This window comes from Paenibacillus elgii NBRC 100335, assembly GCF_004000865.1.
In the GTDB taxonomy this organism is placed as follows: Bacteria; Bacillota; Bacilli; order Paenibacillales; family NBRC-103111; genus Paenibacillus_G; species Paenibacillus_G elgii.
The window spans coordinates 20,705-46,073 of the sequence record NZ_BIMB01000037.1; the positions used below are offsets into that span (position 1 = coordinate 20,705).

The 25,369-nt window shown below is 52.8% G+C and carries 30 protein-coding genes and 1 tRNA gene; 6 read left to right on the forward strand and 25 right to left on the reverse strand.

Annotated elements, in window-relative coordinates; all coding sequences use genetic code 11:
* Positions 1–164: 164 nt before the first annotated feature.
* From PEL01S_RS23395 to PEL01S_RS23420, 6 genes are all read right to left on the reverse strand, one after another.
* Positions 165–968: an MBL fold metallo-hydrolase gene (locus PEL01S_RS23395; RefSeq protein ID WP_108532511.1), complete on the reverse strand. Its 804-nt coding sequence runs from the start codon at positions 966–968 to the stop codon at positions 165–167.
* Between the two features lie 20 nt (positions 969–988).
* A complete protein-coding gene (yycI, locus tag PEL01S_RS23400) occupies positions 989–1,735 on the reverse strand; it encodes a two-component system regulatory protein YycI (protein ID WP_063182389.1) in 747 nt (248 codons plus the stop codon).
* 13 nt (positions 1,736–1,748) lie between these two features.
* Positions 1,749–3,032, reverse strand: a complete 1,284-nt coding sequence (locus tag PEL01S_RS23405; protein WP_127462019.1) for a YycH family regulatory protein — start codon at positions 3,030–3,032, stop codon at positions 1,749–1,751.
* On the reverse strand, positions 3,029–4,873 hold the full coding sequence (gene walK / locus PEL01S_RS23410; protein WP_127462020.1) for a cell wall metabolism sensor histidine kinase WalK: 1,845 nt from the start codon (positions 4,871–4,873) through the stop codon (positions 3,029–3,031). The genes PEL01S_RS23405 and walK overlap by 4 nt, the downstream gene beginning before the upstream one ends.
* Before the next feature lie 15 nt (positions 4,874–4,888).
* On the reverse strand, positions 4,889–5,626 hold the full coding sequence (gene yycF, locus PEL01S_RS23415; RefSeq protein ID WP_127462021.1) for a response regulator YycF: 738 nt from the start codon (positions 5,624–5,626) through the stop codon (positions 4,889–4,891).
* Positions 5,627–5,811: 185 nt separating this feature from the next.
* On the reverse strand, positions 5,812–7,383 hold the full coding sequence (locus tag PEL01S_RS23420; RefSeq protein ID WP_127462022.1) for a M23 family metallopeptidase: 1,572 nt from the start codon (positions 7,381–7,383) through the stop codon (positions 5,812–5,814).
* Between the two features lie 308 nt (positions 7,384–7,691).
* On the opposite strand from PEL01S_RS23420, the gene PEL01S_RS23425 reads away from it, so the two are divergent.
* A complete protein-coding gene (locus tag PEL01S_RS23425; RefSeq protein WP_063182397.1) occupies positions 7,692–7,955 on the forward strand; it encodes a hypothetical protein in 264 nt (87 codons plus the stop codon).
* A gap of 272 nt (positions 7,956–8,227) precedes the next feature.
* Here PEL01S_RS23425 and PEL01S_RS23430 read toward each other — a convergent pair whose 3' ends face one another.
* The 12 genes from PEL01S_RS23430 to rpsF form a co-directional block, all read right to left on the reverse strand.
* Positions 8,228–8,923, reverse strand: coding sequence for a hypothetical protein (locus PEL01S_RS23430; RefSeq protein ID WP_127462023.1), 696 nt, complete (start codon positions 8,921–8,923; stop codon positions 8,228–8,230).
* A gap of 166 nt (positions 8,924–9,089) precedes the next feature.
* The gene (locus PEL01S_RS23435) at positions 9,090–10,373 is read right to left on the reverse strand and encodes an adenylosuccinate synthase (protein ID WP_063182401.1); all 1,284 of its coding nucleotides are present in this window, start codon (positions 10,371–10,373) and stop codon (positions 9,090–9,092) included.
* 272 nt (positions 10,374–10,645) lie between these two features.
* Positions 10,646–12,004: a replicative DNA helicase gene (gene dnaB / locus PEL01S_RS23440; RefSeq protein ID WP_036691841.1), complete on the reverse strand. Its 1,359-nt coding sequence runs from the start codon at positions 12,002–12,004 to the stop codon at positions 10,646–10,648.
* Positions 12,005–12,121: 117 nt separating this feature from the next.
* Positions 12,122–12,565, reverse strand: coding sequence for a 50S ribosomal protein L9 (gene rplI, locus PEL01S_RS23445; RefSeq protein WP_127462024.1), 444 nt, complete (start codon positions 12,563–12,565; stop codon positions 12,122–12,124).
* Positions 12,562–14,523, reverse strand: coding sequence for a DHH family phosphoesterase (locus PEL01S_RS23450; RefSeq protein WP_127462025.1), 1,962 nt, complete (start codon positions 14,521–14,523; stop codon positions 12,562–12,564). Before PEL01S_RS23450 ends, rplI begins: the two co-directional genes overlap by 4 nt.
* A gap of 28 nt (positions 14,524–14,551) precedes the next feature.
* Positions 14,552–15,487, reverse strand: coding sequence for a DUF2232 domain-containing protein (locus PEL01S_RS23455; RefSeq protein ID WP_231884755.1), 936 nt, complete (start codon positions 15,485–15,487; stop codon positions 14,552–14,554).
* Positions 15,484–15,795, reverse strand: a complete 312-nt coding sequence (locus PEL01S_RS23460; RefSeq protein ID WP_010501566.1) for a MazG-like family protein — start codon at positions 15,793–15,795, stop codon at positions 15,484–15,486. Before PEL01S_RS23460 ends, PEL01S_RS23455 begins: the two co-directional genes overlap by 4 nt.
* 48 nt (positions 15,796–15,843) lie before the next feature.
* Positions 15,844–16,260, reverse strand: a complete 417-nt coding sequence (locus PEL01S_RS23465) for a CBS domain-containing protein (protein WP_063182411.1) — start codon at positions 16,258–16,260, stop codon at positions 15,844–15,846.
* Between the two features lie 155 nt (positions 16,261–16,415).
* Positions 16,416–18,128 carry a DUF4091 domain-containing protein gene (locus tag PEL01S_RS23470; RefSeq protein WP_127462031.1) on the reverse strand — a complete coding sequence of 571 codons (1,713 nt, stop codon included), beginning with the start codon at positions 18,126–18,128 and terminating at the stop codon, positions 16,416–16,418.
* Between the two features lie 112 nt (positions 18,129–18,240).
* Positions 18,241–18,522 (reverse strand): 30S ribosomal protein S18, encoded by a 282-nt coding sequence (gene rpsR / locus PEL01S_RS23475; protein WP_127462026.1) that lies wholly within the window; start codon positions 18,520–18,522, stop codon positions 18,241–18,243.
* Between the two features lie 44 nt (positions 18,523–18,566).
* The gene (gene ssb, locus PEL01S_RS23480) at positions 18,567–19,052 is read right to left on the reverse strand and encodes a single-stranded DNA-binding protein (protein WP_063182415.1); all 486 of its coding nucleotides are present in this window, start codon (positions 19,050–19,052) and stop codon (positions 18,567–18,569) included.
* 82 nt (positions 19,053–19,134) lie between these two features.
* Positions 19,135–19,419: a 30S ribosomal protein S6 gene (rpsF, locus tag PEL01S_RS23485; protein ID WP_036691811.1), complete on the reverse strand. Its 285-nt coding sequence runs from the start codon at positions 19,417–19,419 to the stop codon at positions 19,135–19,137.
* Positions 19,420–19,659: 240 nt separating this feature from the next.
* Here rpsF and PEL01S_RS23490 point away from each other — a divergent pair, with 240 nt between their 5' ends.
* Together PEL01S_RS23490 and PEL01S_RS23495 are read left to right on the forward strand one after the other, a co-directional pair.
* On the forward strand, positions 19,660–19,845 hold the full coding sequence (locus PEL01S_RS23490; RefSeq protein ID WP_036691808.1) for a YjzC family protein: 186 nt from the start codon (positions 19,660–19,662) through the stop codon (positions 19,843–19,845).
* Between the two features lie 78 nt (positions 19,846–19,923).
* Positions 19,924–20,178, forward strand: a complete 255-nt coding sequence (locus tag PEL01S_RS23495; protein ID WP_063182422.1) for a hypothetical protein — start codon at positions 19,924–19,926, stop codon at positions 20,176–20,178.
* A gap of 169 nt (positions 20,179–20,347) precedes the next feature.
* Here the strand turns inward: PEL01S_RS23495 and PEL01S_RS23500 are convergent, their stop codons facing one another.
* Positions 20,348–20,662 (reverse strand): hypothetical protein, encoded by a 315-nt coding sequence (locus PEL01S_RS23500; RefSeq protein ID WP_127462027.1) that lies wholly within the window; start codon positions 20,660–20,662, stop codon positions 20,348–20,350.
* A 170-nt stretch (positions 20,663–20,832) separates the two neighbouring features.
* Between PEL01S_RS23500 and PEL01S_RS23505 the strand changes: the two genes are divergently transcribed.
* Positions 20,833–21,099 (forward strand): helix-turn-helix domain-containing protein, encoded by a 267-nt coding sequence (locus tag PEL01S_RS23505; RefSeq protein WP_063182425.1) that lies wholly within the window; start codon positions 20,833–20,835, stop codon positions 21,097–21,099.
* 36 nt (positions 21,100–21,135) lie between these two features.
* A complete protein-coding gene (locus tag PEL01S_RS23510; RefSeq protein ID WP_082866975.1) occupies positions 21,136–21,231 on the forward strand; it encodes a helix-turn-helix domain-containing protein in 96 nt (31 codons plus the stop codon).
* 124 nt (positions 21,232–21,355) lie between these two features.
* On the opposite strand, the gene PEL01S_RS23515 is transcribed toward PEL01S_RS23510, so the two are convergent.
* The 4 genes from PEL01S_RS23515 to PEL01S_RS23530 form a co-directional block, all read right to left on the reverse strand.
* Positions 21,356–21,446 (reverse strand) — tRNA-Ser (locus tag PEL01S_RS23515).
* Between the two features lie 74 nt (positions 21,447–21,520).
* A complete protein-coding gene (locus PEL01S_RS23520) occupies positions 21,521–21,754 on the reverse strand; it encodes a DUF951 domain-containing protein (RefSeq protein WP_010502202.1) in 234 nt (77 codons plus the stop codon).
* Positions 21,754–22,653: a mechanosensitive ion channel family protein gene (locus tag PEL01S_RS23525; RefSeq protein WP_063182426.1), complete on the reverse strand. Its 900-nt coding sequence runs from the start codon at positions 22,651–22,653 to the stop codon at positions 21,754–21,756. The genes PEL01S_RS23520 and PEL01S_RS23525 overlap by 1 nt, the downstream gene beginning before the upstream one ends.
* A gap of 14 nt (positions 22,654–22,667) precedes the next feature.
* A complete protein-coding gene (locus PEL01S_RS23530) occupies positions 22,668–22,910 on the reverse strand; it encodes a putative Se/S carrier protein (RefSeq protein WP_029192024.1) in 243 nt (80 codons plus the stop codon).
* 128 nt (positions 22,911–23,038) lie between these two features.
* Between PEL01S_RS23530 and yyaC the strand changes: the two genes are divergently transcribed.
* Positions 23,039–23,653, forward strand: coding sequence for a spore protease YyaC (yyaC, locus tag PEL01S_RS23535; RefSeq protein WP_127462028.1), 615 nt, complete (start codon positions 23,039–23,041; stop codon positions 23,651–23,653).
* Here yyaC and PEL01S_RS23540 read toward each other — a convergent pair.
* Both PEL01S_RS23540 and PEL01S_RS23545 read right to left on the reverse strand, forming a co-directional pair.
* Positions 23,628–24,122 carry a DUF4446 family protein gene (locus tag PEL01S_RS23540; RefSeq protein ID WP_063182428.1) on the reverse strand — a complete coding sequence of 165 codons (495 nt, stop codon included), beginning with the start codon at positions 24,120–24,122 and terminating at the stop codon, positions 23,628–23,630. The two genes, yyaC and PEL01S_RS23540, sit on opposite strands and share 26 nt — an antisense overlap.
* A gap of 20 nt (positions 24,123–24,142) precedes the next feature.
* Entirely contained in the window at positions 24,143–25,297 is a 1,155-nt protein-coding gene (locus PEL01S_RS23545; protein WP_063182429.1) for an aminotransferase class V-fold PLP-dependent enzyme, read from the reverse strand.
* Positions 25,298–25,369 lie beyond the last annotated feature (72 nt).

The window sequence follows — 25,369 nt, forward strand, 5'->3', positions numbered from 1 at the left end:
AAGGAATTTTCCCAACACGCCATCAGCAAGCTTCACTTGAGCCGCCCTTGTGATTCGCCATGCGCCATCCTGCTCGAACCGCTTATGTACAGCACTTAATACGATCCGATCCTTACTCGCGGCTCCAAAAGCATTCTATCCCCGCTCCCATGTCCCGGGAACGGCTAATCGTCCTTCAACACGTCCCACTCCGTCGACCGGTCATGATACGTGTCCATCAGCTTGGCGCGGTGATCGTCCGGAGCGAGCCGCTCCTCTACCATACTATTCACGGTCAGCCTGGCCAAATCCATCAGGTTATGGTCCCGGCTAAGATGCGCGAGATACACCCGCTTCGTCTTCGCCGTCATCACGTCGACGAGGCCGATCCCGGCCGCTTCGTTGGACAAGTGGCCGACATCGCTCAGGATACGCCGCTTGATGTTCCACGGATACCGGCCCATCCGCAGCATCTCGATATCGTGATTGGACTCCAGAACGAGCACATCGCTATCCTGAATTTTCTCCTTCACCTTGGAGCTCATGTAGCCGAGATCCGTCGCGACGCTCAACTTTTCTTCCTCGTGATAAAAGCAGTAGCCGACCGGCTCGGCCGCATCGTGCGAAATGCCATACGATTCCACCTGCAGCGAGCCGAATTCGAGCATTTCCCCCGTCTTCATCACGCAGCGGTTCTCCTCCGCAATCTCGCCGATTTGCCGGTCAAGCTCGGCCCATGTCTTCTCATTGGCATAGACGGGCAAGTCGTACTTGCGCGCAACCGCACCCAGCCCTTTAATATGATCGGCATGCTCGTGCGTCACCACAATCGCATCCAGCTCGCTGGCCGACATGCCCCGTTCCTTCAACAGCTGATCTATCTTTTTCGCGCTGAGCCCGGCGTCGATCAGCACTTTGCCCTCCTCGGTCGCAACGACCGTGGCGTTGCCCGTCGAGCCGCTGCCCAGCACACAAAACCGTATCCCCATGTTCAAAACTCCTTAGCCGCTTACTTTTTGCTCTTCTGCGGCCCTTCCACCGCACCGTTCAAAGCATGAACGTAATACACGTCTCCGTCCGCATTCCCCAGCGACACCCGCCACGACGGCCACATATTCAACGTCTGCGAATTGTACACCTGTCCGTGATACCCGAGCCGGACGCTCGTAATGACCGCTCCCGACGGCAAGTAGTTCTCGATCAGACTCCGCAAAGCGATATAGGCGGTAATGACCTTCTGTTCCTTCTGCTGCCCGTCGGACTGCACCTCCACATAACCTTGCTGGTAGGAAGTGATTTGCCCGTTTTTCTCGAACAGCCTCAGCTGCACGTCGAACATCGGAAGCGTGCCGTACAACTGGTGAAACACATAAGTACCGCCAAGACTCGTCATCGGATCGAATTGGTACGACTCGATCTTCGGAATGCCCGTTCTCGCCAAAACGTCCCGGAACGAGCCCTTGCTGATCAACGGATCGAATTTAAACGGCGCCGCCAGCGGCACCACCTTCTCCGGATTGAAATTATCGTCGAACCGGACGACAATCTCCCGCAGCTTCGGCACATCCTTCGGAATATCCGGCGGCACCTGTATATTTTTACTTTTCGACAGCCTTTGAATCTCCTCCGCCGCTCCGATCGCGTTCGCCTCCAGATCGACAAGGTCCGCACGACTGGACCACAGCTGGATGCCGAGCACCACGTTCAGCAGCAGGAAGGACAATATCAATATCGTCTTGGCACGTCCCCATTCCACGCCGGCGTCCTCCTTAGTCCAAAAATTCGTACGAACCGTCTTGAAGCTCGGCCACCCAGGCCGGAACAAGAAGCATGGCCTGCTCCGTCACGACCATGCGGTAAGCCGGGAAGATCGTATACACCCGCGCCTTTTTGGCGAACGCGGCCAGCTTCTGCTCCAGCGGCTCTCCGCCCGCCAACTGCACTTCGGTACGGACAGAGCTTCGCAGATCGGGAGTAAGCAGCGAACGCTCGTAGCTGGCTACGATGCCTTTTTGCAGAGATATTTTCATAAAGCCCGTATTCTCGTTGCGCGTATTGATGACCGGATACGAATCGTAGTACTGCCGGAACACATACTGCTGACTGCCCGGAAGCAGCCGCTGCGGTACCTTTTGCACCCCGTACTTGCCGTTCCATCCCCCATGCTGGTTGATGAACTGTACGGCCGACAACAGACTCTCGCGCAAATCGACCTTGTTGTTCTCCGTCGCGGCCACCGGATCGGTATACGTCATCCAGTGCTGCTCGTTTCTCAGCTTCAGCCCGCGCTTTCCGTCCGTATAGATCTCTGAGCCGTCCCGCTCCGTCACATTGCGCGTCAGCGTCGGATCGACAAAAAACGTACGCTTCAATTGATCCGCCGTAAACTGCGTGTAAGTCATCTTGAAGCTCGGGATCGTCAGCGGCTTCATCGGCAAATAATAATCCCCGTTCATCGCCTTATAAGGGGTGAACGATTCGTCCGCCTGCACGAACTTCTCGATGTCCTTCACCGTAAAATCGGCTTTGATCGCTTCGTATACCGTATTCGCCGTATCCGTAAACAGAATCGCTCTGACCTCGTTCGTATCCTTGGCAAAAATCCAGATGCGCGTAATCAAGTCGTTCTCGCCCTGAAGATCGCCCTTCAGCTGCATAACCTCCTGCAGAACGTTCATCGGCAGCCCGTCGCGAAACCGGATCTCGACTCCCTGCTGCTTATTCCGCACATCGTCCCAGTTAAAGCCGAGCGAAGCGACGTTCGTCTTCCGGAACCCTTCCAAAAACCGCTGCTTCAAAATCTCCATCACTTCATTGTACTTCACGGTATTCGGGTAGAGCACCGTATGCTGCTGGTTGCCCAGATGCAGCACCAGCTGATCCGGAAACAGCATATCCTTCAATGACGCATGGGTGCCGAGGATGTCGGTTTTCACGTATTCCTCCGGCTTGACCGGGTCGTATTTCGGATAGCTGTAAGCCAGCAGGTAGCTTTGCAGCAAACTGAGCAGCACCAGCAGCGTCAGCGCGGCGGTTTTCAGTTTCTCGATCATACGGCCGCCTCCTCCTGTTGATACGGCAGCGTGAACGTTACCCGCGTCCCTTGCCCGAGCTCCGACTCCAATTGAATGGTGCCGCCGTGCGCCTTCACTATTTCCCGGGCAATCGATAAGCCGAGACCTGTCCCACCCATGCTGCGGGAACGGGCTTTATCTACCCGGTAGAAGCGTTCGAAGATCCGGCTCAAATCTTTGCGCGGAATCCCGATGCCGTTATCCTGCACGGAAATTTCCAGCACAGCGTGTTCTCTCCGGCCCGCATGAATGCGGATATGTCCGCCCTCCGGCGTATATTTGATCGCATTGGAGACCAGGTTGTCGAGCACTTGGTCGATCCGGTCGCGGTCCAGCATAATTTCGTCCACGTGCTTCTCGACGTCGATTTCGATGGCGATCATGCGCTGCTCTAGTTGAAAAGAGAAGCGGTCCGCCACTTCCTCAAGCATCTCGGTCACGTCCGTCGTTTCCTTGCTGATAATCGCCTGCTTCGAATCGAGCCTGGACAGCTGCAGCAGGTCCGTGACGAGCCGGATCATCCGCTCCGTTTCGTTTCTTGCCACATTGACGAACTTGCCCGCAAGCTGCGGCTCTTCCAGAGCTCCGTCCTCCAGCGCCTCGAGATAGCTCTTGATCGTCGTAAGCGGCGTCCGCAGCTCGTGCGATACGTTCGCTACGAATTCCCGGCGCGCTTGTTCGAGCTTCTCCTGTCCGGTGACGTCCTGCAGCACCGCAATCGTCCCGGCGGAGCCTTTGCCCTTGCTGTGAATCGTCGTATACGTCACTTTGACGAACAGCGGATCTTCCTCGGCCTCATGATACAGATGCAGCATCGTCGAATGATCCTCCGTGCCTTCCAGCACCTGCATCTTCTCCTGCTGCATCCCAAGCAGCTCGCCAAGCGGCATGCCGAGCGTCGTATCCTCGTTAACCTGCAGGATCTGCTTCGCCCGCCGGTTGATCACGATGACGCGCCCGTGGTCGTCCGTGGCGATCAGCCCGTCGTTCATGTTGGACAAGATCGAAGCGAGCTTTTCCTTCTCCTCTTCATTCAGCGATAACGCCTCGCGCAGCCGCTCCATCATGAAATTGAACGTATTGCCCAGCTGGCCGATCTCGTCCTCGCCCATCACCCGGATTTTTTCCTCGTATTCGTATCGGCCTTCAGCTACGGCCGTAGCCTGTCTCGTAATGGCCTTAATCGGATTCGTAATCGTAGACGACAAAATCACGCCGAGACCCGCCGTAAGCGCAAGCGCGATTAACGTGCCGGAGATGAAGAAGTTGTTGATCTGGGTCAGCGTTTTGTAGACATCGTCCATCGAAGCAATGATGTATACGGCACCGAGCACCTTGACGCCCGAACCGATCGGCTTGGCGATAACGATTTTGCGGACGCCGTCGAAGTCGGTGAACAGACGCTGGTTATCCTTAATGCCCTGCAGCGCCCGCGTTACTTCGGTTTGCGTATTTTTGCTGTTCACGACCGATTGGTTCATCGGCCTTGTCGTCGTAAGCACGACACCGTTCGCATCGATAATCTGGATTTCCGCTTTGCTCGTCGCGAAGAGGCTGTTTACAAAATCATTCAGATCGGCATACGATTTCTTAGTCGTCTCCGAGTTTTTGTTTTCCTGATTTTCCGTCAGGTACGTCTCCGCATACTGCGCGAGCAGCTGCGCCTGCGAGTTCCGGTTCTCGATAAACTCGTTTTTGAGCGACGTTTCCAGCGTCTTAATAAAATAAACCCCGATGAGCTGGAGTGCGACCAAAATCATCAGCAAATAAATAACAATCAGCTTGGCTTGAATCGATTGGAAGAAACGGATCGGTTTCATTGGCTCGGCCTCTGCTTAATAGCCGCCGGCGCTTGCTTTCGAATTGCGCATCATGTACCCGAGGCCGCGCCGGGTAATAATGTACTCCGGACGGCTCGGATCGTCCTCAAGCTTCTCGCGCAGTCTGCGGATCGTCACGTCGACCGTCCGCACATCGCCGAAATATTCGAAGCCCCATACCGCTTGAAGCAGATGCTCCCGCGTCATGACTTTGCCGCTGTTCTTGGCCATGTACTGCACCAGTTCGAATTCCCGGTGTGTCAAATCGAGCGGAACGTCGTCCTTATATACAACGTACATGTCCGTATCGATAAACAAGCTCTGGATACGCAGCCCTTGCCGGGCTTCTTCCTCGTTCGGCTGCGCTTGGGCTGCCGCCGGCACCGCCGACTTCGTATGACGGCGCAAATGTGCCTTCACCCGGGCCAACAGCTCGCGCGTGCCGAACGGCTTCGTCACGTAATCGTCGGCTCCAAGCTCCAAGCCGAGCACCTTGTCGATTTCGTTATCCTTCGCCGTCAGCATGATGATCGGCGTGTTCAGCTTCACCCGTACTTCCCGGCAGACGTCCATACCGTCCTTGACCGGCAGCATCAGGTCGAGCAGAATCAGGTCCGGGTTTTCGGAATAGGCAAGATCCACGGCCGCTCCACCGTCATAAGCGCAGATGACCTCGTGGCCTTCTTTTTCCAAGTTGAATTTCAATATATCGGCAATCGGCTGTTCATCGTCGACGACGAGAATTTTGGCCATGCTTTGTTCACCGCCTGTCAGAGACTGCGTTGCATCCGTACTACGCTCCTTGCTTCGCGCGGCCGAATGTCAACGATATCCTATCCATGGTAAGCTATTCTATTATTTTACCACATCCTGAAGCAAAAAGAGACACGGAAGCCCAGGTTTCCTGTGACTTCCATGCCCCTTTATCTCTCCAGCCTTTATTGGTTCAAATACTTCAGCGGATTATCCGGCGTTTCGTTCTTCTGTACCTCGAAGTGCAGATGCACGCCCGTCGAATCTCCGGTGCTGCCCATATAACCGATCTTCTCGCCCTTCTCGACGATCTTGTCGACGCTCGTATTGATCTGGTTCAAATGGCCATACAGCGTGCGGTAGCCGTTCATATGATCGATTATGATGCAGTTGCCGTACCCGCTCTTCTCGCCGGCAAATACGACTTTGCCGTTGTCCGACGCCATAATGTTGCGGTTGCCGGTCAAATCGACACCTTTATGGAACGCGCCCCAACGGGTGCCGAACGTGCTCGTAATCGTTGCCGACAGTACCGGCCAAGCGAATTTGCCCGTTCCTTCGCCTTTGATCACTTTGGTGCCTTTCTTCACGACGGCTTTGACCGGCTGTTGAACGACCTCTTCGCTTAAGACCGTCTCCGCCTCAAGCAGCCCATTTACTTTCGTAAGCTGATAGGTCATTTTCTTGAGACCATTCTTACCGGGACTCAACACCTCGGATTCGCCAAGTCGCATGTTGTCATCCTGCTTCACTTCGGTCTCGTAGGCAATCTCTTGATTTTCCACCACTTTTTCGACCGTCCGCACGGCAAGCGTCGGCTGCAGGACAGTCAAATCAAGCTGTTGGCCAACCTTGATCATATCGTCGCTGATCGTGGGATTGTTCTGATAAATAACCTGCTTCGGAATATTCAGCTTCTTTGCGATGCACGAGACACAATCGCCCTTCTCCACCGTATATTTCGTCGGCTGAGCATCGCCGGTCTCCAGCTTTTTGCGCAGGTCCTCCGGATTCACCAGTTGCTTCGGCTCAATCTTCACTTCCTGAAGATCGACTTTTTGCACGAAGTCCGCTTTTTGCAGCTCCGTTTGCGCTGGTGTACCCGCCGCGGGAGACGCCGACAAGATGCTTACGCGCCCCGACATCTTCTTCGTTTGCATCGATGCGATCGCATTGTTCTTGATTTGGTCCAGCACCGTCTTCGCCGTCGCTTCATCCTTTACGATCCCCATCGGTTTGCCGTCCACCACAAGCTGCACGCCTACGGGGTACGAGGAGAAATAGCCGCTGAGCTTATCGAGCACGGCTTGGTCATTCGCATTGTGGCTGAAAACCCTTTCAGGCGTTAATTCGAGTTTCGGTTCCGTTACGACCATCCGAAGATCGGCCTCGCTCTTGGACAGCTGTTCCCGCTTATTTTGCTTATATTCCTCGACCTTGGAAGGATCGGATACGATTCCGATCAAGTCTCCGTTCGCATATACCTGATAATAATCGTTCATATTGGCTTCGACCAATTCATGTCCGCTAACAACAACCGCCGCCATCAAGCCAAGCGCAGATACCGATTTGATGAACATCCATTTATGTAAAATGATTCGGTTTTTCATCCGTTCAAGCGCTGTCGCTCCCGGTACCTCCGACACCGCCGCTGGCTTTACGCCTTCATCCAAATTATTCGACCGATCCGCAGACCTTGGAGCGCGAAGCTTGTCCAACAGGCCCTTGAGTCGATCTGCTCCTTTGAAAAATTTCATTTTCTTCTCCTTTTAAGCCGTTTTTTGCCGCATTCGAACCTCAGCTTCCCCGGTCTTAAGACCGACGGATGCGATGCTTTTCCTGATGACACGTTTCTTTTTCTCTAAGTCTATAGTCTCATGTTGTCTGGGCGTACGTTCACAGGTTCGCTTACGATGTGCACATAAAAACACTAAAAAAAGGGACAATAACCCAATGGGTTAAAAACTACTTTATAAATTTACCACATTGACTTTGCCCATTTCAACAAAATCGTATCTTATCCCACATGAAGGCGGAGAAAGTGACAGGAGTGTGAAGACAATCGATGGAAAATTTTACGGCGACTTTCCGAAGTGAACATGACCTGCAGCAAGCCATAGATGCGCTGCGCAAGCAGGGCGTCGTCGATCTCCAGATCGAGCCGGGGGTGGAGCCGCATCAGCCGATGCCAGTATCCCTTCTGGGCGGCGGACTATCTCATTTGTCAATAGCCGAAAGTCCCGCCTGCTTGCTGCAGGTCGTTGTCGAATCATCGCGGATTCGACAAGCCGAAGACACGGTAACCCGCTTCGGGGGGTCCGTTGAATAGGGAGACTCCGAACGAGGAAAAAAATAAACGCCCTGCGCGCGTCAGGGCGTTGTAGGCTGTTGAGAATCCTTAGAAGTAAAAAACTCAGCCAAATAGAGGTGGGGTATATCCCGTAAGAGTTTACGTCCGCCTTTGAAATCCGTGAAAATACCGCTAATTCTAATCAAGTTCACGGTTTTCAAGAGCGGCTGGAGGGATATACCCCGCCGGCGTATGCAGAGAGTTTTCTATGCGAATCGGATTCCTCAACACGCTCAAACGCCCTGCTCTCGTCAGGGCGTTTCCTTTTGAATTAAATCCATCAACTGCTTATACTCGTCAGACTTCAACGATTTTTGGAGGAGCCGCTCGATTTCCTTCAGCTCACCGGCCGTAATGCCGTCCTCCATCAGCTTGGATATCGTCTGCATGTCTTCCTGCGGCACGCGCGAGACCATCAAGGAAAAGATTTTCGCCTTGTCCGCTTCGGACAACTGCTCCTTCTTCTTCGTCACTTCCTCGCTCGAGACCACGATCCTCTGTTCCTGCCCTGTGAGACTGTCCTTCTTGCTGCTTGCCTTCCCCGATTGGCGGCTCCAGACGGCGACCGCGTCCTCCGGCACCCTATAAGGGTCATCGTTCGCCTTACCGCTGCCTGGAGCCGTCGTTTTGCCGTCCATCTGCGTGCGTTCCTTCGTGCCGGTTTCCGAAGAGGAAGGCGTATTGCCTGCCGGAGGCACGGACACCGCCAAGTCTTTAGGCTTCGCGGGCACGCCGTTCCCGCCCCCCGCGCCAAGCCCCAGCTGCGCCGTGAACCGGCTCATGAAGGCGCCCCATTCGATCTTTTGCCCGGCCGGACGCGGAATATGATATTGGTCGAGCAATAAGTCCACATAGGTATTGGCAGCCGCGAACGTCAGCGCCACACAGCAAAGCGAGGTAACCGCCGCACTGACCGCCAGCTTGGCGATCCCTAACAGCCATTTCATCCCGGACATCTCCCATCTTGCCTTCTGCTACTGTATTCACAGTATTGACCTTTTTCTGGGAAACCAACCGGGGGATGCCGGGGAAAAATACAAACACGGACATGAAAAACCCCTCGCCACCGTCCTTCAAGAACGGTTCGAGGGGTTGCGTATTTCAACTTCCAAATTAATAAATCGGCTTCACCAGATTCGTCTGCTCGCGGTTGCGGCCAACCGAGAAGATCGCGATCGGAATGCCTGTCAGCTCGGACACGCGCTCGACGTAACGTCTGGCGTTCTCCGGCAGATCCTCAAGCTTGCGGACGCCGGACAAGTCTTCGCTCCAGCCCGGAAGCTCTTCGTACACCGGCTGGCACTCAGCCAGCATTTTCAGGCTTGCCGGATAATGGCTTATTGTCTCGCCACGGTACGTATAGGCGGTGCAGATTTTGACCGTTTCCAGACCGGCGAGCACGTCGAGCGAGTTCAAGGACAAGCCCGTGATGCCGCTCACCCGGCGGGCGTGACGGACGACGACGCTGTCGAACCAGCCGACGCGGCGCGGTCTGCCGGTGACTGTACCGTACTCGTTACCACGCTCGCGAATCCAGTCGCCGGTTTCGTTCATCAGCTCGGTCGGGAACGGACCGTCGCCTACGCGCGTCGTATACGATTTGGCCACACCGATGATTTGCTGAATCTTCGAAGGACCGACACCCGAACCGATGCAGACGCCGCCCGCCGAAGGGTTCGACGAGGTGACGAACGGGTATGTGCCTTGGTCGATATCGAGCATGACGCCTTGCGCCCCTTCGAACAGCACCTTCTTGCCATCGTCGATCAGGTCGTTCAAGATGACCGACGTATCGGTGACGTAAGGACGTAGCTGCTCGGCGTATCCGAGGTATTCCTGAATGATCGAGTCGGCGTCGATCCCTTTGGAGCCGTATACTTGCTCGATCAGCGTGTTCTTTTCGGCGACGAGCCGGCGCACTTTGCTCTCGAATTCTTCCGCATCCATCAGATCGGCGATCCGGATGCCGTTACGCGCCGCTTTGTCCATATAGCAAGGGCCGATCCCTTTGCGGGTCGTGCCGATTTTGTTATCGCCTTTGCGCTCTTCTTCCAAACCGTCGAGCAGCAAATGATACGGCATGATGACATGCGCGCGGTCGCTGATGCGCAGGTTCTTCGTTGTGAAGCCGTTCTCGTGAATATAGCGGATTTCTTCAAGCAACGCACCCGGATTAATAACCATCCCGTTGCCGATGACGCATACTTTATCTTCATAAAAAATGCCGGAAGGAATCATCGTCAGCTTATACTTTTTATCGTTAATGAGAATGGTGTGTCCTGCGTTGTTCCCGCCCTGATAGCGCGCGACAACCTCAGCGGACTCTGCCAGAAAGTCGGTAATCTTTCCTTTTCCTTCGTCTCCCCATTGGGTTCCGACAACCACTACCGTTGACATCTTCACTACCCCCGTGAGGTGGGAAACCACCTAATATTAGCCTTTACGGTGCAACGCACCATGACTAGTTTAGCAGTTGACTAGCGCAAAGTCAATAAAAACGAACAATTATAATCCTTCGCCCAGCATTGTTCGGAAAACATCGACAACCCCTTCTAACGCAAAAAAACGGCACTGCGCGTATTCTACCGCAGGATGCCGTCCTTTATGCTAACCTAAACCAATTTCCGCAAAAAATGTTCCCCGTGCAACAAATCGTACCAATGCTACGGTTAACGCGCCATCGCCATCTCCTGGTGCGACCGGTCGAGATTGACGAATTTGTTGTAGTTTTTGAGAAACGCCAGCTCCACCGTCCCGACTGGGCCGTTCCGCTGCTTGGCGATAATGATCTCAATGATGTTCTTCTTCTCGGATTCCTTGTCGTAGTAATCGTCCCGGTACAGGAACGCCACGATATCAGCGTCCTGCTCGATCGAACCGGATTCCCGAAGGTCGGACATCATCGGCCGCTTATCCTGCCGCTGCTCTACGCCCCGGCTGAGCTGCGACAGCGCAATGACCGGCACGTCCAGCTCACGGGCGATTTGCTTTAGCGTCCGCGAAATTTCAGATACTTCCTGCTGCCGGTTATCGCCCTTGCCGCGGCCGTGAATCAGCTGCAGGTAGTCGATCAGAATCATACCGAGGCCCTTCTCCTTCTTCAGCCTGCGGCACTTCGCCCGAATGTCCGCCACCGTAACGGACGGCGAGTCGTCGATGTAGATATTCGCCTCCGACAGCGATCCGATCGCCATCGTCAGCTTCTCCCAGTCGTCCGGCTCCAAAAAGCCCGTCCGCATCCGGCCGGCGTCCACATTCGCCTCCGCACAGATCATCCGCTGCACGAGCTGGGCCGCGCCCATCTCGAGACTGAAGATGGCCACGGTTTCCTTCTCCCGCACCCCGACGTTCTGCGCGATGTTCAGGGCGAAGGCGGTTTTCCCTACCGAAGGACGCGCCGCTACAATAATGAGGTCCGAACGCTGAAATCCGGACGTCATCTTGTCGAGATCGGCAAAGCCGGAACGGACTCCCGTCGTGCTCCCCTTCTGGTTGAAGAGGAATTCGACCTTGTCGAAAACCTCCATCAGCACGTCTTTGATGGCAATAAAGCCGGAGCCCGAACGTGCCTGCGAAATCTCCATAATCCGCTGCTCGGCGTCGCTGAGCAGCGTTCCCACTTCGTCCTCGCCGGAATACCCATTCGTGACGATCTGGGTCGCGGCGCGGATCAGGCGGCGGAGCATCGACTTCTCTTCCACGATCTGCGCGTAGTAATCGACGTTGGCTGCCGTCGGCACCGCATTGGCCAGCTCCGACAAATAGCTGATGCCGCCGACTTCCTCCAGCTGCTTCTTATCCTGCAGCCGGGCCGTTAGCGTGATCAAATCGACCGGCTCATTCGCCTCCGCAATTTCGATCATCGCTTCGAAGATGCGCTGGTGCGAGCCGCGGTAGAAGTCGTCGCTCGTCACCCGCTCCATCGACGTGACCAGCGCGTCGCCGTCAAGCAAAATAGCGCCGAGCACCGCCTGCTCGGCTTCCAAATTTTGCGGAGGGATGCGATCCATAAACAAACTCTCGTTCATCCGTTATCCTCCCCACTGGATACTGCCTTATAACGACGCAGGAGCCGGCTGCTTTTCACCGCCCGCTCCTGCACTGTCATTTCCCCAAAATACCGTATATTCATCGGTCCAGCCGATCTATTCTTCCACCACGTGAACCTTCAGCTTGCTGCTCACTTCCGGATGCAGCTTAACGACAACCTCGGTCACCCCGAGTGTACGGATCGGCTCATCCATTACGATTTTGCGCTTGTCCAGCTTGATCCCCTGCTTCTCCAGCGCTTCCGCTACCTGCTTGTTCGATACGGCACCGAACAAGCGGCCGTCCGCTCCGGATTTTGCTTTCAGCTGAACCGTCAGCTCGCCGAGCTTCTTGCCGAGCTCCTGCGCGTCCGCTTTCTCCTGCGCTTTTTTACGATCCTCGGCCTTCTTTTGCTGCTCCAGCGTCTTCATCGCCGCATCGCTGGCCGGCGCGGCCAACTGTTGTTTAAATAAGAAGTTTGTCGCATAGCCCTCGGAAACCTCTTTCACTTCGCCTTTCTTTCCTTGGCCTTTGACGTCCTTCAACAGAATGACTTTCATTCGAACAACCCCTCCTCCGCATGAATCTCGCTAAGTATTTGCTTTAACCGCTGCGTAGCTTCCGCAAGCGTGCCTTCCAATTGCGTAGCCGCATTGGTCAAGTGGCCGCCGCCGCCCATCCGCTCCATCACGACCTGGACGTTCATCTCGCCGAGCGACCGCGCGCTGATGCCGATCAAGCCGTCCGGCCGCTCGCTGATGACGAACGACGCCATAATTCCTGTCATAGTTAACAATGTATCAGCAACTTGGGCAATGAGCAACTGTGAATATTTACGTCCCGGCTCATTCACCGCAAGCGCAATATGGTCGAAGATCACGACGGCGTTCTTAACCACGTCTGCCTTCTGAATGTAATGCTCCAGATCTTCCTTCAGCAGCCGCTGGATTAACGAAGAATCGGCCCCGCTCCGCCGCAGGAACGACGCGGCTTCGAACGTCCGCGCGCCCGTGCGCAGGCTGAAGCTTCTCGTATCGACGACGATGCCGGCCAGCAGCGCCGTCGCCTCCAGCACGCCCATCGTCAGCCGCTCGTGGAAATATTGCAGCAGCTCCGTCACCAGCTCGCAGGTGGACGAAGCATACGGCTCCATATAGACGAGCGTGGCATCGTGGATGAAGTCCTCGCTGCGGCGGTGATGGTCGACCACCACTTTGCGCGGCGTGAGCTGCAGCAGCCGCGGCTCCGGTGTCATCGAGGCCCGGTGTGTATCGACAATGACCGCAAGCGTGCGCGAATTCGTAATCTGCATCGCCTGATCCGGCGTAATGAACCACCGGTTCAGCTTCTCGTCCTCGTATACCGTCTCCATCAGCTTCTGGATGGACGGGTTGACCCCCTCCAGCACGATATAGCCTTCCTTGTTGCTGACGTGCGCCATCTTGAGCACCCCGATGGCCGCGCCGATCGCATCCATGTCCGGAACCCGATGCCCCATGATCACGACCTTATCACAATCCTTGATCAAGTCCCGCAGCGCATGGGAAATGACCCGGGCCCGCACCCGCGTCCGCTTCTCGATCGCGTTCGTCCGGCCACCGTAGAACGACAGCCGCTCCCCGACCTTCACGGCCGCTTGGTCGCCACCTCGTCCAAGTGCCATATCCAAGCTCGTCTGCGCCCAATGGCCGAGCTCGGTGAGCGACGACGTGCCCGAGGCGATACCGATACTAAGCGTCATCGGCAGCTTGTTCTCAATCGTGATGTCCCGCACCTCGTCGAGAATCTCAAAGCGCGATTGCTCGAGCGCCTTCAGCCCTTTTTGGTCCATCATGACAAAATAACGGTCCGACGCCGTCCGGCGCAGGTACATTTGATGCTTTTGCGCCCATTCGGTGATCTCGCCCGTCACTTTAGCCATCATGATGCTGCGCGTCTGGTCGTCCAGCCCCTGCGTCGCCTCGTCAAGATTGTCCATCATGATGATGCCGACCGCCAGCTTCTCTTCCTCATAGCGGAGCTGCAGCGATTTCAGTGCCGTGATATCCGTAAAATAAAGCAGCCGCTCATCCGGGCGGACCTGCACTTCGTAAATCTGCTTGTCGATCGTCATCTCAAGCTTGAGCTCTTTGTCCTTGCGGGTTTTGAGCACGGGGAACATCTCGTTGACCGACTCGCCGATCAGCGAATCTTTGCCTAGCATTTTGGCGACAAACGGGTTGTGCCATTCGATGATCTTATCCTCGTTATACAAGAGAATCCCGAGCGGCAGCTCGTGGATGACCTCGCTCCCCGCCCGCTTGACCCGATGGGACAGCGTGCTGACGTATTCGTTCAAATCCTTACGGAACGCCTGTTCCGCCTGCAAGGTGTAGTACCCCAGAATGCCGCACAGAACCAGCGCGATCACGCTGATGATCCACGAGTACATGAAAAGAATAAGGATCAGCACCGTAAGCAACGCAAAAATCCATACGATATGCATTCCGTGCCAACGCTTCAACAGGAACTTCGGCATTTCATTCGCTCCTAATCCCTAAGATAAGTCATTTGCTGGTCATACGGTCACGGATCGGAAAAGCTACGTCGAAAACGCCCAGCAAGCTGAACATAAAGTAAGCCGGCGGGATGAACAGCAGAAGAAGAATGCCTACAATCGGCAGCGTTTTGTTCCATCGTTTTACATGTGCAATGAAAAATAAAAAAGCTATCGCCTGAATCGCAAACGCCGCCATCAGCAGCGGAAGCAGATTGAGAAGCACGGTGAAGACCATCGATCGCGAATCCTTCACGAACATCTCCAGGATGAGCGCAAGCAGATACAGCCATACGAACGATTTGGGCAGCATCCAATCCTTAATCGGTTTGAACGCCGGAATCGACTCGCCCGAGCGTACCAGCACCTTGCGCGCCAGCCAGTGCGATATAACGACGTAGAACAGCGAAAAGCCGATCATATACAACGGCAGCATCTGAACCATCAGCTGCACCAGCGTGTCCATATCGATAGCCATCAGGCCCTGCACCTGAGCCGGCAGCGTCTGCACGCTGTCCATCATAAATCGTTTCATGTTTCCGATCGGATTCAGGCCGAACATAGAGCAGACGACTAGGGTGAGCAACAGCTCGCCAAGCAAGGTAAGCGTTCCTGCCGTAATAACCGTACGCGCCGCAGCCCGCTTTTTGTACAGATTACCCATCTGAATGACCGGCGGCAGGAAAAAGATCGACACCGAGACGAGCAGCGCCCCGAGCCATCCGGCCAGCAGCGAGGCGACGAAATACACGACAGCCAGGCTAACGACGTAATGAACCAAAAACCGGCGGGTTCCGAGCTTCACATACATGATCAGCACCGGCACCATCAGCAGAGCGGCCGTAATCAAGCTCAGCGGCGGCAAAAAGATCGATAAAAGCAAAATGATATACGCAATGCTCCACCCGAGCATACGCGGTTTTTGGGTTCCTTCCAAGCACTTCACCTCTTACGCAAATGATCTTCCACAGCGGATATGTCGCCATACCACTCTTCCAATTGATGTCCTTCTTCGCGGTGCTTTTTCATTTTATCCAATACCGCCTCATCCAAACTGCGCGAAGAGATACCAAGCCGTCTTCCCAGGATATAGCAGCAGGCGATAAGACTGGACAGCCCGTCAACAATTTTGGCATGGCTGCCTTCCCACATCCCCTTCAGCAGATGAGCCAGCTGATCGACCAGTTCGGTTTTGAGCCATTCGATGATTTTGGCCCGTTTTGCCAAATCGACGTCACGATCCAGATTGGACATGGCCGCTTCTCCCCTTACCCAGACGCTTTCGTTAATTATAACACAATTTTACACCTTTTGTTCCGACTGCCACAGCTTGAAGCAATAATCGATGATTTCGCGGCGGCGGATAATGCCGATGAACACCTCGTTGTCGTCGAGCACCGGCACGAAGTTCTGGTTGGTAGCCAGCGTGATCAGATCCTGCATCTGCTGGTTAATTCGCACCGGATGGATCATCATATGCTGCGGCACGTCTTTGAGCTGCACCTTATGCGCATTCTCGAAGCCAATCTCCGGCGAATGCTTGAGCTTCCAGAGCAAGTCCCCTTCCGTAATTGTGCCGACATACTTGCCGTGATCGTCCACGAGCGGAACGGCCGAATACCGGTGAAATTCCATGCGCTCCAGCGCTTGACGCATCGTATGATGAGGGGAAAAATAAATGACATCGTCCTTCGGGACAAGGAAAAATGCAATATTCAACGGATCTCCCTACTTTCCTCTTACTTGACCCCCGACGCCGGGCCCCGGGTGGTCCTCCCTTCCATCATATCATGATACGAGCCCCGAAGAAAAATCGTGCCGGACCCGCCGGGGTAAGCAAAAACCACAGGCCTTGAGCCTGTGGTTAACGTCATTTACATGTAAAGCCGGTCGTAATCCTCCGGATGAAAACTGTATAATTGCTCTGCCGTTTTTCCCGAACCGGGACATAATTGCGCCGGATGATCGAACTTGAAAATGCGCTGCAGCGCTTGTTCCACGTGTTCCTCAAGCCCGCTTCGCTTAAGCAGCTGCATGTACTCGAAATCCCGAATCCCCCGCTGCAGCCATTTGTAGCGAAGCGACAGCAACGGCCGGCCCCCTTTGCCCGGATAGACGAAATTCGTGTCCCCCGCCTTCCACAGCGAAGGCCGGTAAGACAGCTTTTCGAGCGGATTGTCCGGCCAAACGGTGTAATTCCACCGCAAAAATCCGTCCATCTGCAGCCTTTCCGCCAGCCAAGGAATGACCCTCGATTCGATCGCCGGCGAGCTGAGAAATGTATTCGGCTTGTCCGGCACGCAGCAGACGTAATACATCATCCGTCCTTTCGCCTCCGACCGCACCTGCATCAGCTGCTCGAACTCGCCCGCCGCACAGTCCAGAATCGGCACATAATCGACGATACCTTGGACCCCTTTGCGAATAAATTCGCTTTGATGAATCGCCGCCTTGTATTGGAAAGCAGGCGCCATCTCCCGAAGACACGCCATCCGCTTGGCGAACAAGTCGAAATCCTCCGGCTCGTCGGCCACGACCCGAACCCGATCGATCCATCCCTTTTCGATAAAATGCCGCTCCAACGCCTGTACATAAGCCGCAAGATCGTTTTTATCGCGGATGAATCGGTAGCTTCCCGCAGCTTCGTCGTAATAACGAACACGAATAGCATCGGGGTGGTCCTGCACGATGCTTCCGAATCCTTCCTCCTTGTGCTCCCAGACGTTAATCAGGCCGAAAATCTCCAGCTCCTCGCGAATGCCATGCTTCTCCCCAAGCTCGACATACCGGTCCAACCGGGAAAAATCGTACGCGAATTCGCCAGAGCAGCGCTTCACGACGGGCACGATGCTGTATTCGTTCAAATCAGACGGTTCCGCGTCGATGAACGAGCGCTGGCCGCACCACGGCTCCTCGGAGACGATCAGGGTCAGTGCTTTTTGCCCAAGCTGGCCTAAGCTGTACAGGTAGGAGTCCAAGATCGCAAAATGCTCATCAGACCAGTACGCGACGTTGTACTTCCGGGCAATATTGCAGTTATGCTGCCACAGATCCAAGTAAAACGAATATTCCCGCGGGTCCGGCAGCACGCGGACGCCGATCGTCAAGCTGAATGTCAGCTCCCGCTCCAGCACCTCGTCCTCGAACATCGAATGCGCGTAAAACTTCACCTTCCCGCCGTACGTTCCGGCCGCGGCCGACTCCCCTGCATGCAGCTCGATCCAAAGCGGTTGAATTTTCCGTTTCTGCACGTAGGCATGCCGTTGCTCCAGCAGCACGTCAGACTTGAGCGTCCGGTCGTCGTCTTCGATCAAGCCAATCAGCTTGACCTCTACCTCACATGGCGCGTCAGTCTCTATCTCGCAGCGTACGATCTTAATTGGACCGCTTTTGCCCAGGATCGCATCCCCGCCGACCGTCAGCAGGAACTCGTCCCGGTCCGAGCTGATCAGCGCTTGAAATGCAGCGCTATCGCGCTTCTGGCAGCGAAGATTGAGATGAGAAGCTGCCGCATCCTTCGCCCCTTGATTCCACCAGTTTGCCGACCATATGTATTTGTAGAACATGTTTTGCAGGCCATAATGCATCAAGGTTCATCGCCCTCCGGTTCAGATTAGGCATGCAGGATCTGAAGAGCATCTTGAAGAAGATATAGAAAAAGACAGTCGGTAGGATACCAGCTGTCTTTTTCCAATCATTCTATTCCGTTGTATAAGGCAGCAGTGCTATTTGACGCGCGCGTTTGATCGCAACGGTCAGCATACGCTGATATTTAGCGGAAGTACCTGTCACACGACGAGGAAGAATCTTACCGCGCTCGCTGATGAACTTCTTGAGCGTTTCGATGTCTTTGTAGTCGATGTGCGTAATTTTGTTAACCGTGAAGTAGCACACTTTCCGGCGCTTGCCGCCTTTTTTGCCGCGACCGCCGAACTTTCTTTCGCCGCGCTCTTCCGGATTACGTCTCTCTCTTTGTTCCACTTGTTTTCAGTCCTTTCTACGTAGATTGTTCTTCCGCTCTATCGCTAGAACGGCAAATCATCATCGGAAATGTCGATCGGTCTGCCGTCATCCTGGAAAGGATCCTGTTGTTCGCGTCCTCCGCCGTAGCCTCCGCGGTTCCCGCCGCCACTGTTGCCACCGCCACCACCGCCGCTCATGCCCATACCGCTATCTTCACGGTTTGCGCTGTTAGCAGATTCCAAGAAACGCACATTGTCCGCAATGATCTCCGTCACATAGACGCGACGGCCTTCATTGTTGTCATAGTTACGTACTTGAATACGGCCTTCGACTGCAGCCAAACGCCCTTTGCGAAGGTAGTTTGCGCAAGTCTCTGCAAGCTGGCGCCAAGTTACGACCGGAATGAAATCCGCTTCCCGCTGCCCTTGGTTGCTTGTGAAGGGGCGGTCTACCGCAAGCGTAAACTGGGTTACAGCCACACCTGCCGGCGTATAACGTAATTCGGGATCACGTGTCAGCCTTCCGATCAGAATTACACGATTCAACATCCGCATTCCCTCCCGGATCGTTGCAACGGCCGCATCATCTGACGATGCTCGTTGTCAACAAACTCAATTACGGCACGAAGCCTTAAGCTACGTCTCTAACGATCAGGTAACGAATGATTTCGTCGGAAATCTTCATTACGCGGTCAAGCTCGCTAATGACTTCATTGGTTGCGTTGAAATGAACCAACACATAATGACCGTCACGCAGCTTGTTGATCTCATACGCAAGACGGCGCTTACCCATCAGGTCGTGTTTCGTAATTTCGCCACCGTTGTTGATGATGTTTTGGAACTTCTCCACCGTAGCCTGAACAGCTTCCTGTTCCAGGTCAGGACGGATGATGTACATCACTTCGTATTTGCGCATGTTGCCACCTCCTTTTGGACTAGCGGCCCCCGAGTCGGCTTGTACCGTCAGGAGCAAGGAGCGAGAATCGATATTATCCAAACTCGCACCATAATACTATAGCAAAATCGAGCGCGCAACGCAAGCAAAATCCGCAAGCTACGCCCTTTTTATGCGGTGTTCTGGCAATTATTAGCCCGCATGCTTCCGAAGCCTTATGGAAAATCTAACATTAGATTTAAGTACAGGAGGTGGCTTGTTGTGGGGGAATGGAGTCAGTTCCGTCCGGGAGACAAAGCGCCGAACGACGGCGAATATATGGAAGTCGGCGAGAATGCCTTTCATATGGGTATCAATAATCCGAAGATCATCAATTTGAAAAAGGGAGATCCCTTCCCGGAAACAACGAACCATAACCGCAAGTGGAAAAAGCTGTTTCGAGGCTAAAGCGGCTCGCTCCCTTCCAGATGGGTGATCGGCGGGGAGCCTGCTTCCTATGCAACTTGGACAAAGGAGGCGCAACCGATGCGCTATAAATATACGAAAATCTTGACCATTGTGGGCATTGTGCTGTGCTTTATCCATTATGTCGGACACGAGTACGATCCGGTGTATCTGCTCTTCTATTCGCTCAGCGTGCCCGCCTGGTTTTACCCGATCTTCACCTACACCAATATCAATCCTTGGCCGCTTTATCTGCTCACCGTACTTTCATGGACGATTATCGGCTATGCCGTTGACCGATTCTCCGTCTACCGACGGACGAAGGGCGGGGAATGAGTCCTCCAAATGGTACAGGAACAATTAAGTATCCTAATAATATATGACATGAAGATAAAGGAACCTTGACTTGGTTCCTTTTTAATCTCCTCTTGTATCGCTGGTCTTCTGCCGGGTCCATCCCTTAGCCCCGCATATTCAAATTGCCTTCTCTTATTTCTTTTTAACGTTAGTTTTCGTTTATTAATTTGAGATCATCCATATGGTGAATAACATGAAAATTTAAAAGCTGGTATGCACTCATACCGATCAATTTATCATGTAAATCATAAATGGTCACCTCGCCGCGGATCGTATCTCCTAATTGCATCGATACCTGACTTTCAACATAAACTCGTTCGTTTTGCGTCCGGACGGCTATCGTGTAGTGAATAGTTCCTTCAAGAATATAAAACGCGTGCGATCCATCTGGAGTCAAATAAGCATCAACCAATTCAAATGCATTTTCCCCTTGCTCAATCACCATTTTAATTCGTTTGAGCATAATCCTTCTTCCCCCTTGTTCATTAGTGTATAACACTTCTGCAGTAGTACTTATGAGGTATATAATATTACTTCTAAAGTAATACTTCAACAGTAATATTCAAAAAATTTTCCCCGCCTCGTTTAGTTACGTTATAATACAAGAAGGATGCAAACTAAGGAGCGTAACAAATGACGGAGAAAGTACGATTTAACCTTGGTAGAACTATTGAAGAGTTAGGAATTACGAGGAATAAATTGGCTGTCGAGTCAAAAACGCGGCCGGCCACAGTATTAGATTTAGTGAGCGGGGAAACAAAACGAATCGAAATTCATACATTGGTTAATTTACTTGATACATTAAATAAAATTGCGCGCGAACAAGGCATTACTCGTAAAATAACGATATCCGACATAATTGAATACATACCGGATAATAAGGAAGTAGAGACTCCGTAACACGCTAAAGCAATAAGCGTTGAGGTACTTAATTTGATGTGTAAAGCATTGGATTGCACACCCGGAGACCTGCTTGAATATGAACCTGACGAGATAACGCAAAATCCCCGTAGCAGTGACATAAAGTCCTGAATACGGGGATTTTCTTATGTAACCGGAAAAGTGGTTAAAGCGTCTTGCCGATTGGGATGCTGTCCTATCCCACTTTCCACACAAACAAAAAAACGACCCTGCGGTCGTCTCGTTTTTATAGTTATGGCGGAAAGAGTGGGATTCGAACCCACGCACGGCTTGCGCCGCCTAGCTGATTTCGAGTCAGCCCCCTTGGGCCTCTTGGGTACCTTTCCGCATTAAAGGGACAAGAAATATAATAGCATACACACCCGTATGTATGCAAGTGCTTTTTAATATTTACCAGCGATCAAGCTTCTCCCTCATCCGTGGCCGCAGAATCTTCAGCTGGCGCGGCGGAGCGAAGCACTTTTTTCAGCTTACTCTCGAACTTGGACCGGGGAACGAGCACGCTGTGCTTGCACCCGACACACTTGATGCGAATATCCATTCCCATCCGGATAATCTCCATCTCGTTCGTACCGCACGGATGCGGCTTCTTCATCTGTACGACGTCGCCTAACTGATACTGCTTCTTCTCCATCACGATTCCGCCTTTTCCGTTCTATGATAAGTGATCATCCGTGGATAAGGAATTTGAACCCCGTTGGCCTCGAACGCTTTTTTGATCTCCGCATTCAGCTTCCTTGCTACCCCGGACTGCTGGTTAGGCTTGCACTCCGCCGTAATCCGCAGTGTAACTTCCGTTGCTCCCATCGTATGAATCCCGAGCACCTCAGGCTGTTTTACCATGTCTACATTTGTATCATAAAATGTTTTAACGGTATCCTCAAGAATTTTCATCGCAAAATCGATATCCGTTTCATACGATACCGAAACATCAATGACGGCAAGCGAGTTATTGACGGAAAAGTTGGTTACCTGAACAATCGTTCCGTTCGGAATGATGTGAACTTCCCCTGTCCAGCTCTTCACCCGGGTTACCCGCAGGCCGATTTCTTCAACTGTTCCTTTATAATTGCCTACTTGAATAACGTCTCCTACCGCAAACTGGTCTTCAAAAATAATGAAAAATCCGGTGATGACGTCCTTCACCAAGCTTTGCGCACCGAAACCGATCGCCAGCCCAACGACCCCAGCGCCAGCTAAGACCGGACCAAGATTCACTTGAAATTGACTCAAAATCATCAAGATCATAATAAAGTTAACAACGTAAGTAATAATATTTCCCACGAGCTTGCCTACCGTTTTCGAACGTCTCGCATCGAACTTGATCGGCCCTTTATCCCGTGCCATCATCATATGCTGCAGCGCTTTTTCCGCAACCTTAATGATCACCCTCGCCGCGATAAAAATCAGTATGATTTTAATGACGGTGAACAGCAATCCTGTCCACAATTCAGGGTTGGATAAATAGTTAATCAGTTTTTCTTGAAATTGTCCCCATGTGGATAAACCACTTTCCTTCAGCATTTCATCCATTACGATCTCCCACCTTACAACTCTATGTTAACATAATGTCCGTCCTCTTTACTATAGAGCCCGTGGATATCTACCCGTTCTTCTTTAATAATGCGCTTAACCTCCGGAAGATCCGCCTCCTGAAATTCCAGCGATAACGCACATCCAGCCGTAATTTCTTTGGGGGTAGGACACATATCGTTTTCGATATCCGCATAATCGAGGAGCATCTCCGCCCTCAAAGCTTGCTGTGTTGAATCGAAAGCCATAAGCAGCACCTTCCCACCCCCCTTTCTATTTTTTTATGCCCCGCGTATATTTCGTTCCTAGCAACCGTATACTAGTAACAACCCATTTTCTGGCGTTTCCGATTATCACACAACCCTTTTCCGCAGGAGGCGTTCCTATGAAACTTCCCTTTCAGAGAGATGTTCACAAGTCTAAGGCCAGCGAAACTTTAAAAATTATGCACTCCGAAGCAAACAGCATCGACCTGCTTTCAGATAAGCTAAGCGCTGTTTTGCGAACGATACCGGCTCAGCAGCCCATTGTCATCGTTTGCGTAGGCACGGACCGTTCCACAGGCGATGCGCTCGGACCTCTGGTCGGGAGTCAGCTTCAAAAGCAAGGCATCGAGGGCCTCCATCTATACGGTACATTGGAGCATCCGGTTCATGCCATGAATCTAAACGAAACCTTGACGACGATTCAGCAGCATTTCAACGATCCTTTCGTCATCGCAATCGATGCCTGCCTCGGGCAACTGACCAGCGTCGGTTATATCCAAGTGGGCGACGGTCCGGTCAAGCCGGGCGCCGGCGTCAACAAAGAGCTTCCTCCTGTCGGTCACATGCACGTTACCGGTATTGTAAACGTAGGCGGATTTATGGAGTACTTCGTCCTGCAAAACACTCGATTGAGCCTGGTCATGAGCATGGCCGAGGTGATTTCCAAATCGTTCCAAACGGCTTTCAGCGGCAAACGTCAATGGTCTCCTACCTCTTTGGTACGGATCGACTAATCGCTTCTTTCTCTTCAGGGGACAAAGCATACTTGGATTGCCCCTGCTCAATCGGCTTCGCATACACATACGTTTCATCGCGGCCATGAATGCCCGAAAGCACGACTCCTGTCTGCTGTTCATCCAAGATCGCTACGGAAAAACTCAGATCGCTTCCCGTTTCCGCAAACGCATTGTACCGGTGTATCCCGATATGCGATTTCATTGTAGACATGTCCCGCCGTATCGCTTGAATTTGCTGTTCGTTTCGGCTATCGTTTTCCTGCAGAATGTTCCCTTTCTCCTGCAGCTCCATTAGGATCTGTTCCACATTCAAGCTCCCGGTCCCGTTCAGCATGCTTTTGTAATTTCGGCGGAGCTTATTTAATTTTGCCCATAGTACAATAACAAGAATTAAAAACAATAAAGATATGGCCGCTGTGATAAACAACAGCACCTCCACAGGTATTTCCAGTACGGCGTCCCCCACGCTAAAAGCCTCCTGCTCTCCTATTTAAAATGCTTGGCAATCTCACGAACCGCATAGAGCAGTTGATCCGTTTCTTGTTCTGTCGTAAAGCAGCCGACACTAGCCCTTACAGCCCCGCGTTCCAATGTCCCGACCATCTCATGAGCCAGCGGCGTACAATGGAAACCGGCTCGAACGGCAATATGAAACGATTGATCCAGAATGAAAGCGACTTCGGACGAATCGGCACCATGGATGGTAAAGGCAACAATTCCTGTTTTATTTTGCCCGATTTTCGGCCCCAAAATGGTTACTCCATCAATTTCCATCAACCCATTCATGATTCTTTGGGTGAGCTTCCATTCTTTCGCATGAATTTGCTCTACCGTTTGCTGGTGTATGTACTTCACACCTTCCACAAGCCCGGCAACCCCTACCGTATTTTGCGTTCCGGCTTCATACCGATCCGGGCGAACGTCAGGTTGTTCCGCGGCTTCGGATTGACTGCCGGTACCTCCGTGGAGCAGTGGCTCCAAATCGATCTCAGGATCGATATATAGTCCACCCGTTCCTTGCGGTCCGAGTAAACCTTTGTGTCCCGGAAAAGCAAGCATATGAATGCCCAGCTTCTGCACATCGACTTCCATCGTTCCGGCCGTTTGTGCAGCATCAACAAGCAGCTTAATATGATGCTCTCTGCACAGCTGTCCCAATTCCTCAATCGGCATAATACTACCTAACAGATTGGAGCTGTGCGTACTTACAATCAAACTTGTCTTCGATGTGATTTCCCGACGCACATCGTCCAAGCTCAGCCGTCCTTGCTCGTCGGTTTTCACATAGGTCACTTGCACGTTTTTCGTTCTCTTCAAATACTCCAGCGGCCTTCTTACGGAATTGTGTTCAACGGCCGTACAAAGAATGTGATCTCCCTCTTTGATAAACCCTTTAATTGCCAGATTCAAGGCGAAGGTCGTATTATGAGCATATGCGATATCGTTAGGATTTTTAATATTGAACAGCTTCGCCAGCTGTTTCCGTCCTTCAAACAATACACGGCTTGCTTTGACAGCTAGCTCATGACTTCCTCTCCCTGGGTTGGCAGCATACTGATCCATGCAATCATGCATCGCTTTCAATACTTCAGGCGGCTTCGGCCAGGAGGATGCCGCATGATCCAAGTAGATAACCGACATTTGTTCTCACCTCTACTGTCAATTCAGACCCGTTACACAAATATAGCATACCTAGTTTAACCTGTACTTATC

What these genes read in the sequence shown, in the direction of transcription:
- PEL01S_RS23395 (WP_108532511.1), bottom strand. Translation starts at nt 968, where the DNA reads ATGGGGATACGGTTTTGTGTGCTGGGCAGCGGCTCGACGGGCAACGCC.
- PEL01S_RS23405 (WP_127462019.1), bottom strand. Translation starts at nt 3,032, where the DNA reads ATGATCGAGAAACTGAAAACCGCCGCGCTGACGCTGCTGGTGCTGCTC.
- walK (WP_127462020.1), bottom strand. Translation starts at nt 4,873, where the DNA reads ATGAAACCGATCCGTTTCTTCCAATCGATTCAAGCCAAGCTGATTGTT.
- yycF (WP_127462021.1), bottom strand. Translation starts at nt 5,626, where the DNA reads ATGGCCAAAATTCTCGTCGTCGACGATGAACAGCCGATTGCCGATATA.
- PEL01S_RS23420 (WP_127462022.1), bottom strand. Translation starts at nt 7,383, where the DNA reads ATGAAATTTTTCAAAGGAGCAGATCGACTCAAGGGCCTGTTGGACAAG.
- PEL01S_RS23425 (WP_063182397.1), top strand. Translation starts at nt 7,692, where the DNA reads ATGGAAAATTTTACGGCGACTTTCCGAAGTGAACATGACCTGCAGCAA.
- PEL01S_RS23430 (WP_127462023.1), bottom strand. Translation starts at nt 8,923, where the DNA reads ATGAAATGGCTGTTAGGGATCGCCAAGCTGGCGGTCAGTGCGGCGGTT.
- PEL01S_RS23435 (WP_063182401.1), bottom strand. Translation starts at nt 10,373, where the DNA reads ATGTCAACGGTAGTGGTTGTCGGAACCCAATGGGGAGACGAAGGAAAA.
- dnaB (WP_036691841.1), bottom strand. Translation starts at nt 12,004, where the DNA reads ATGAACGAGAGTTTGTTTATGGATCGCATCCCTCCGCAAAATTTGGAA.
- rplI (WP_127462024.1), bottom strand. Translation starts at nt 12,565, where the DNA reads ATGAAAGTCATTCTGTTGAAGGACGTCAAAGGCCAAGGAAAGAAAGGC.
- PEL01S_RS23450 (WP_127462025.1), bottom strand. Translation starts at nt 14,523, where the DNA reads ATGCCGAAGTTCCTGTTGAAGCGTTGGCACGGAATGCATATCGTATGG.
- PEL01S_RS23460 (WP_010501566.1), bottom strand. Translation starts at nt 15,795, where the DNA reads ATGTCCAATCTGGATCGTGACGTCGATTTGGCAAAACGGGCCAAAATC.
- PEL01S_RS23470 (WP_127462031.1), bottom strand. Translation starts at nt 18,128, where the DNA reads ATGCATTATGGCCTGCAAAACATGTTCTACAAATACATATGGTCGGCA.
- ssb (WP_063182415.1), bottom strand. Translation starts at nt 19,052, where the DNA reads ATGTTGAATCGTGTAATTCTGATCGGAAGGCTGACACGTGATCCCGAA.
- rpsF (WP_036691811.1), bottom strand. Translation starts at nt 19,419, where the DNA reads ATGCGCAAATACGAAGTGATGTACATCATCCGTCCTGACCTGGAACAG.
- PEL01S_RS23495 (WP_063182422.1), top strand. Translation starts at nt 19,924, where the DNA reads ATGCGCTATAAATATACGAAAATCTTGACCATTGTGGGCATTGTGCTG.
- PEL01S_RS23500 (WP_127462027.1), bottom strand. Translation starts at nt 20,662, where the DNA reads ATGCTCAAACGAATTAAAATGGTGATTGAGCAAGGGGAAAATGCATTT.
- PEL01S_RS23505 (WP_063182425.1), top strand. Translation starts at nt 20,833, where the DNA reads ATGACGGAGAAAGTACGATTTAACCTTGGTAGAACTATTGAAGAGTTA.
- PEL01S_RS23510 (WP_082866975.1), top strand. Translation starts at nt 21,136, where the DNA reads ATGTGTAAAGCATTGGATTGCACACCCGGAGACCTGCTTGAATATGAA.
- PEL01S_RS23520 (WP_010502202.1), bottom strand. Translation starts at nt 21,754, where the DNA reads ATGGAGAAGAAGCAGTATCAGTTAGGCGACGTCGTACAGATGAAGAAG.
- PEL01S_RS23525 (WP_063182426.1), bottom strand. Translation starts at nt 22,653, where the DNA reads ATGGATGAAATGCTGAAGGAAAGTGGTTTATCCACATGGGGACAATTT.
- yyaC (WP_127462028.1), top strand. Translation starts at nt 23,039, where the DNA reads ATGAAACTTCCCTTTCAGAGAGATGTTCACAAGTCTAAGGCCAGCGAA.
- PEL01S_RS23545 (WP_063182429.1), bottom strand. Translation starts at nt 25,297, where the DNA reads ATGTCGGTTATCTACTTGGATCATGCGGCATCCTCCTGGCCGAAGCCG.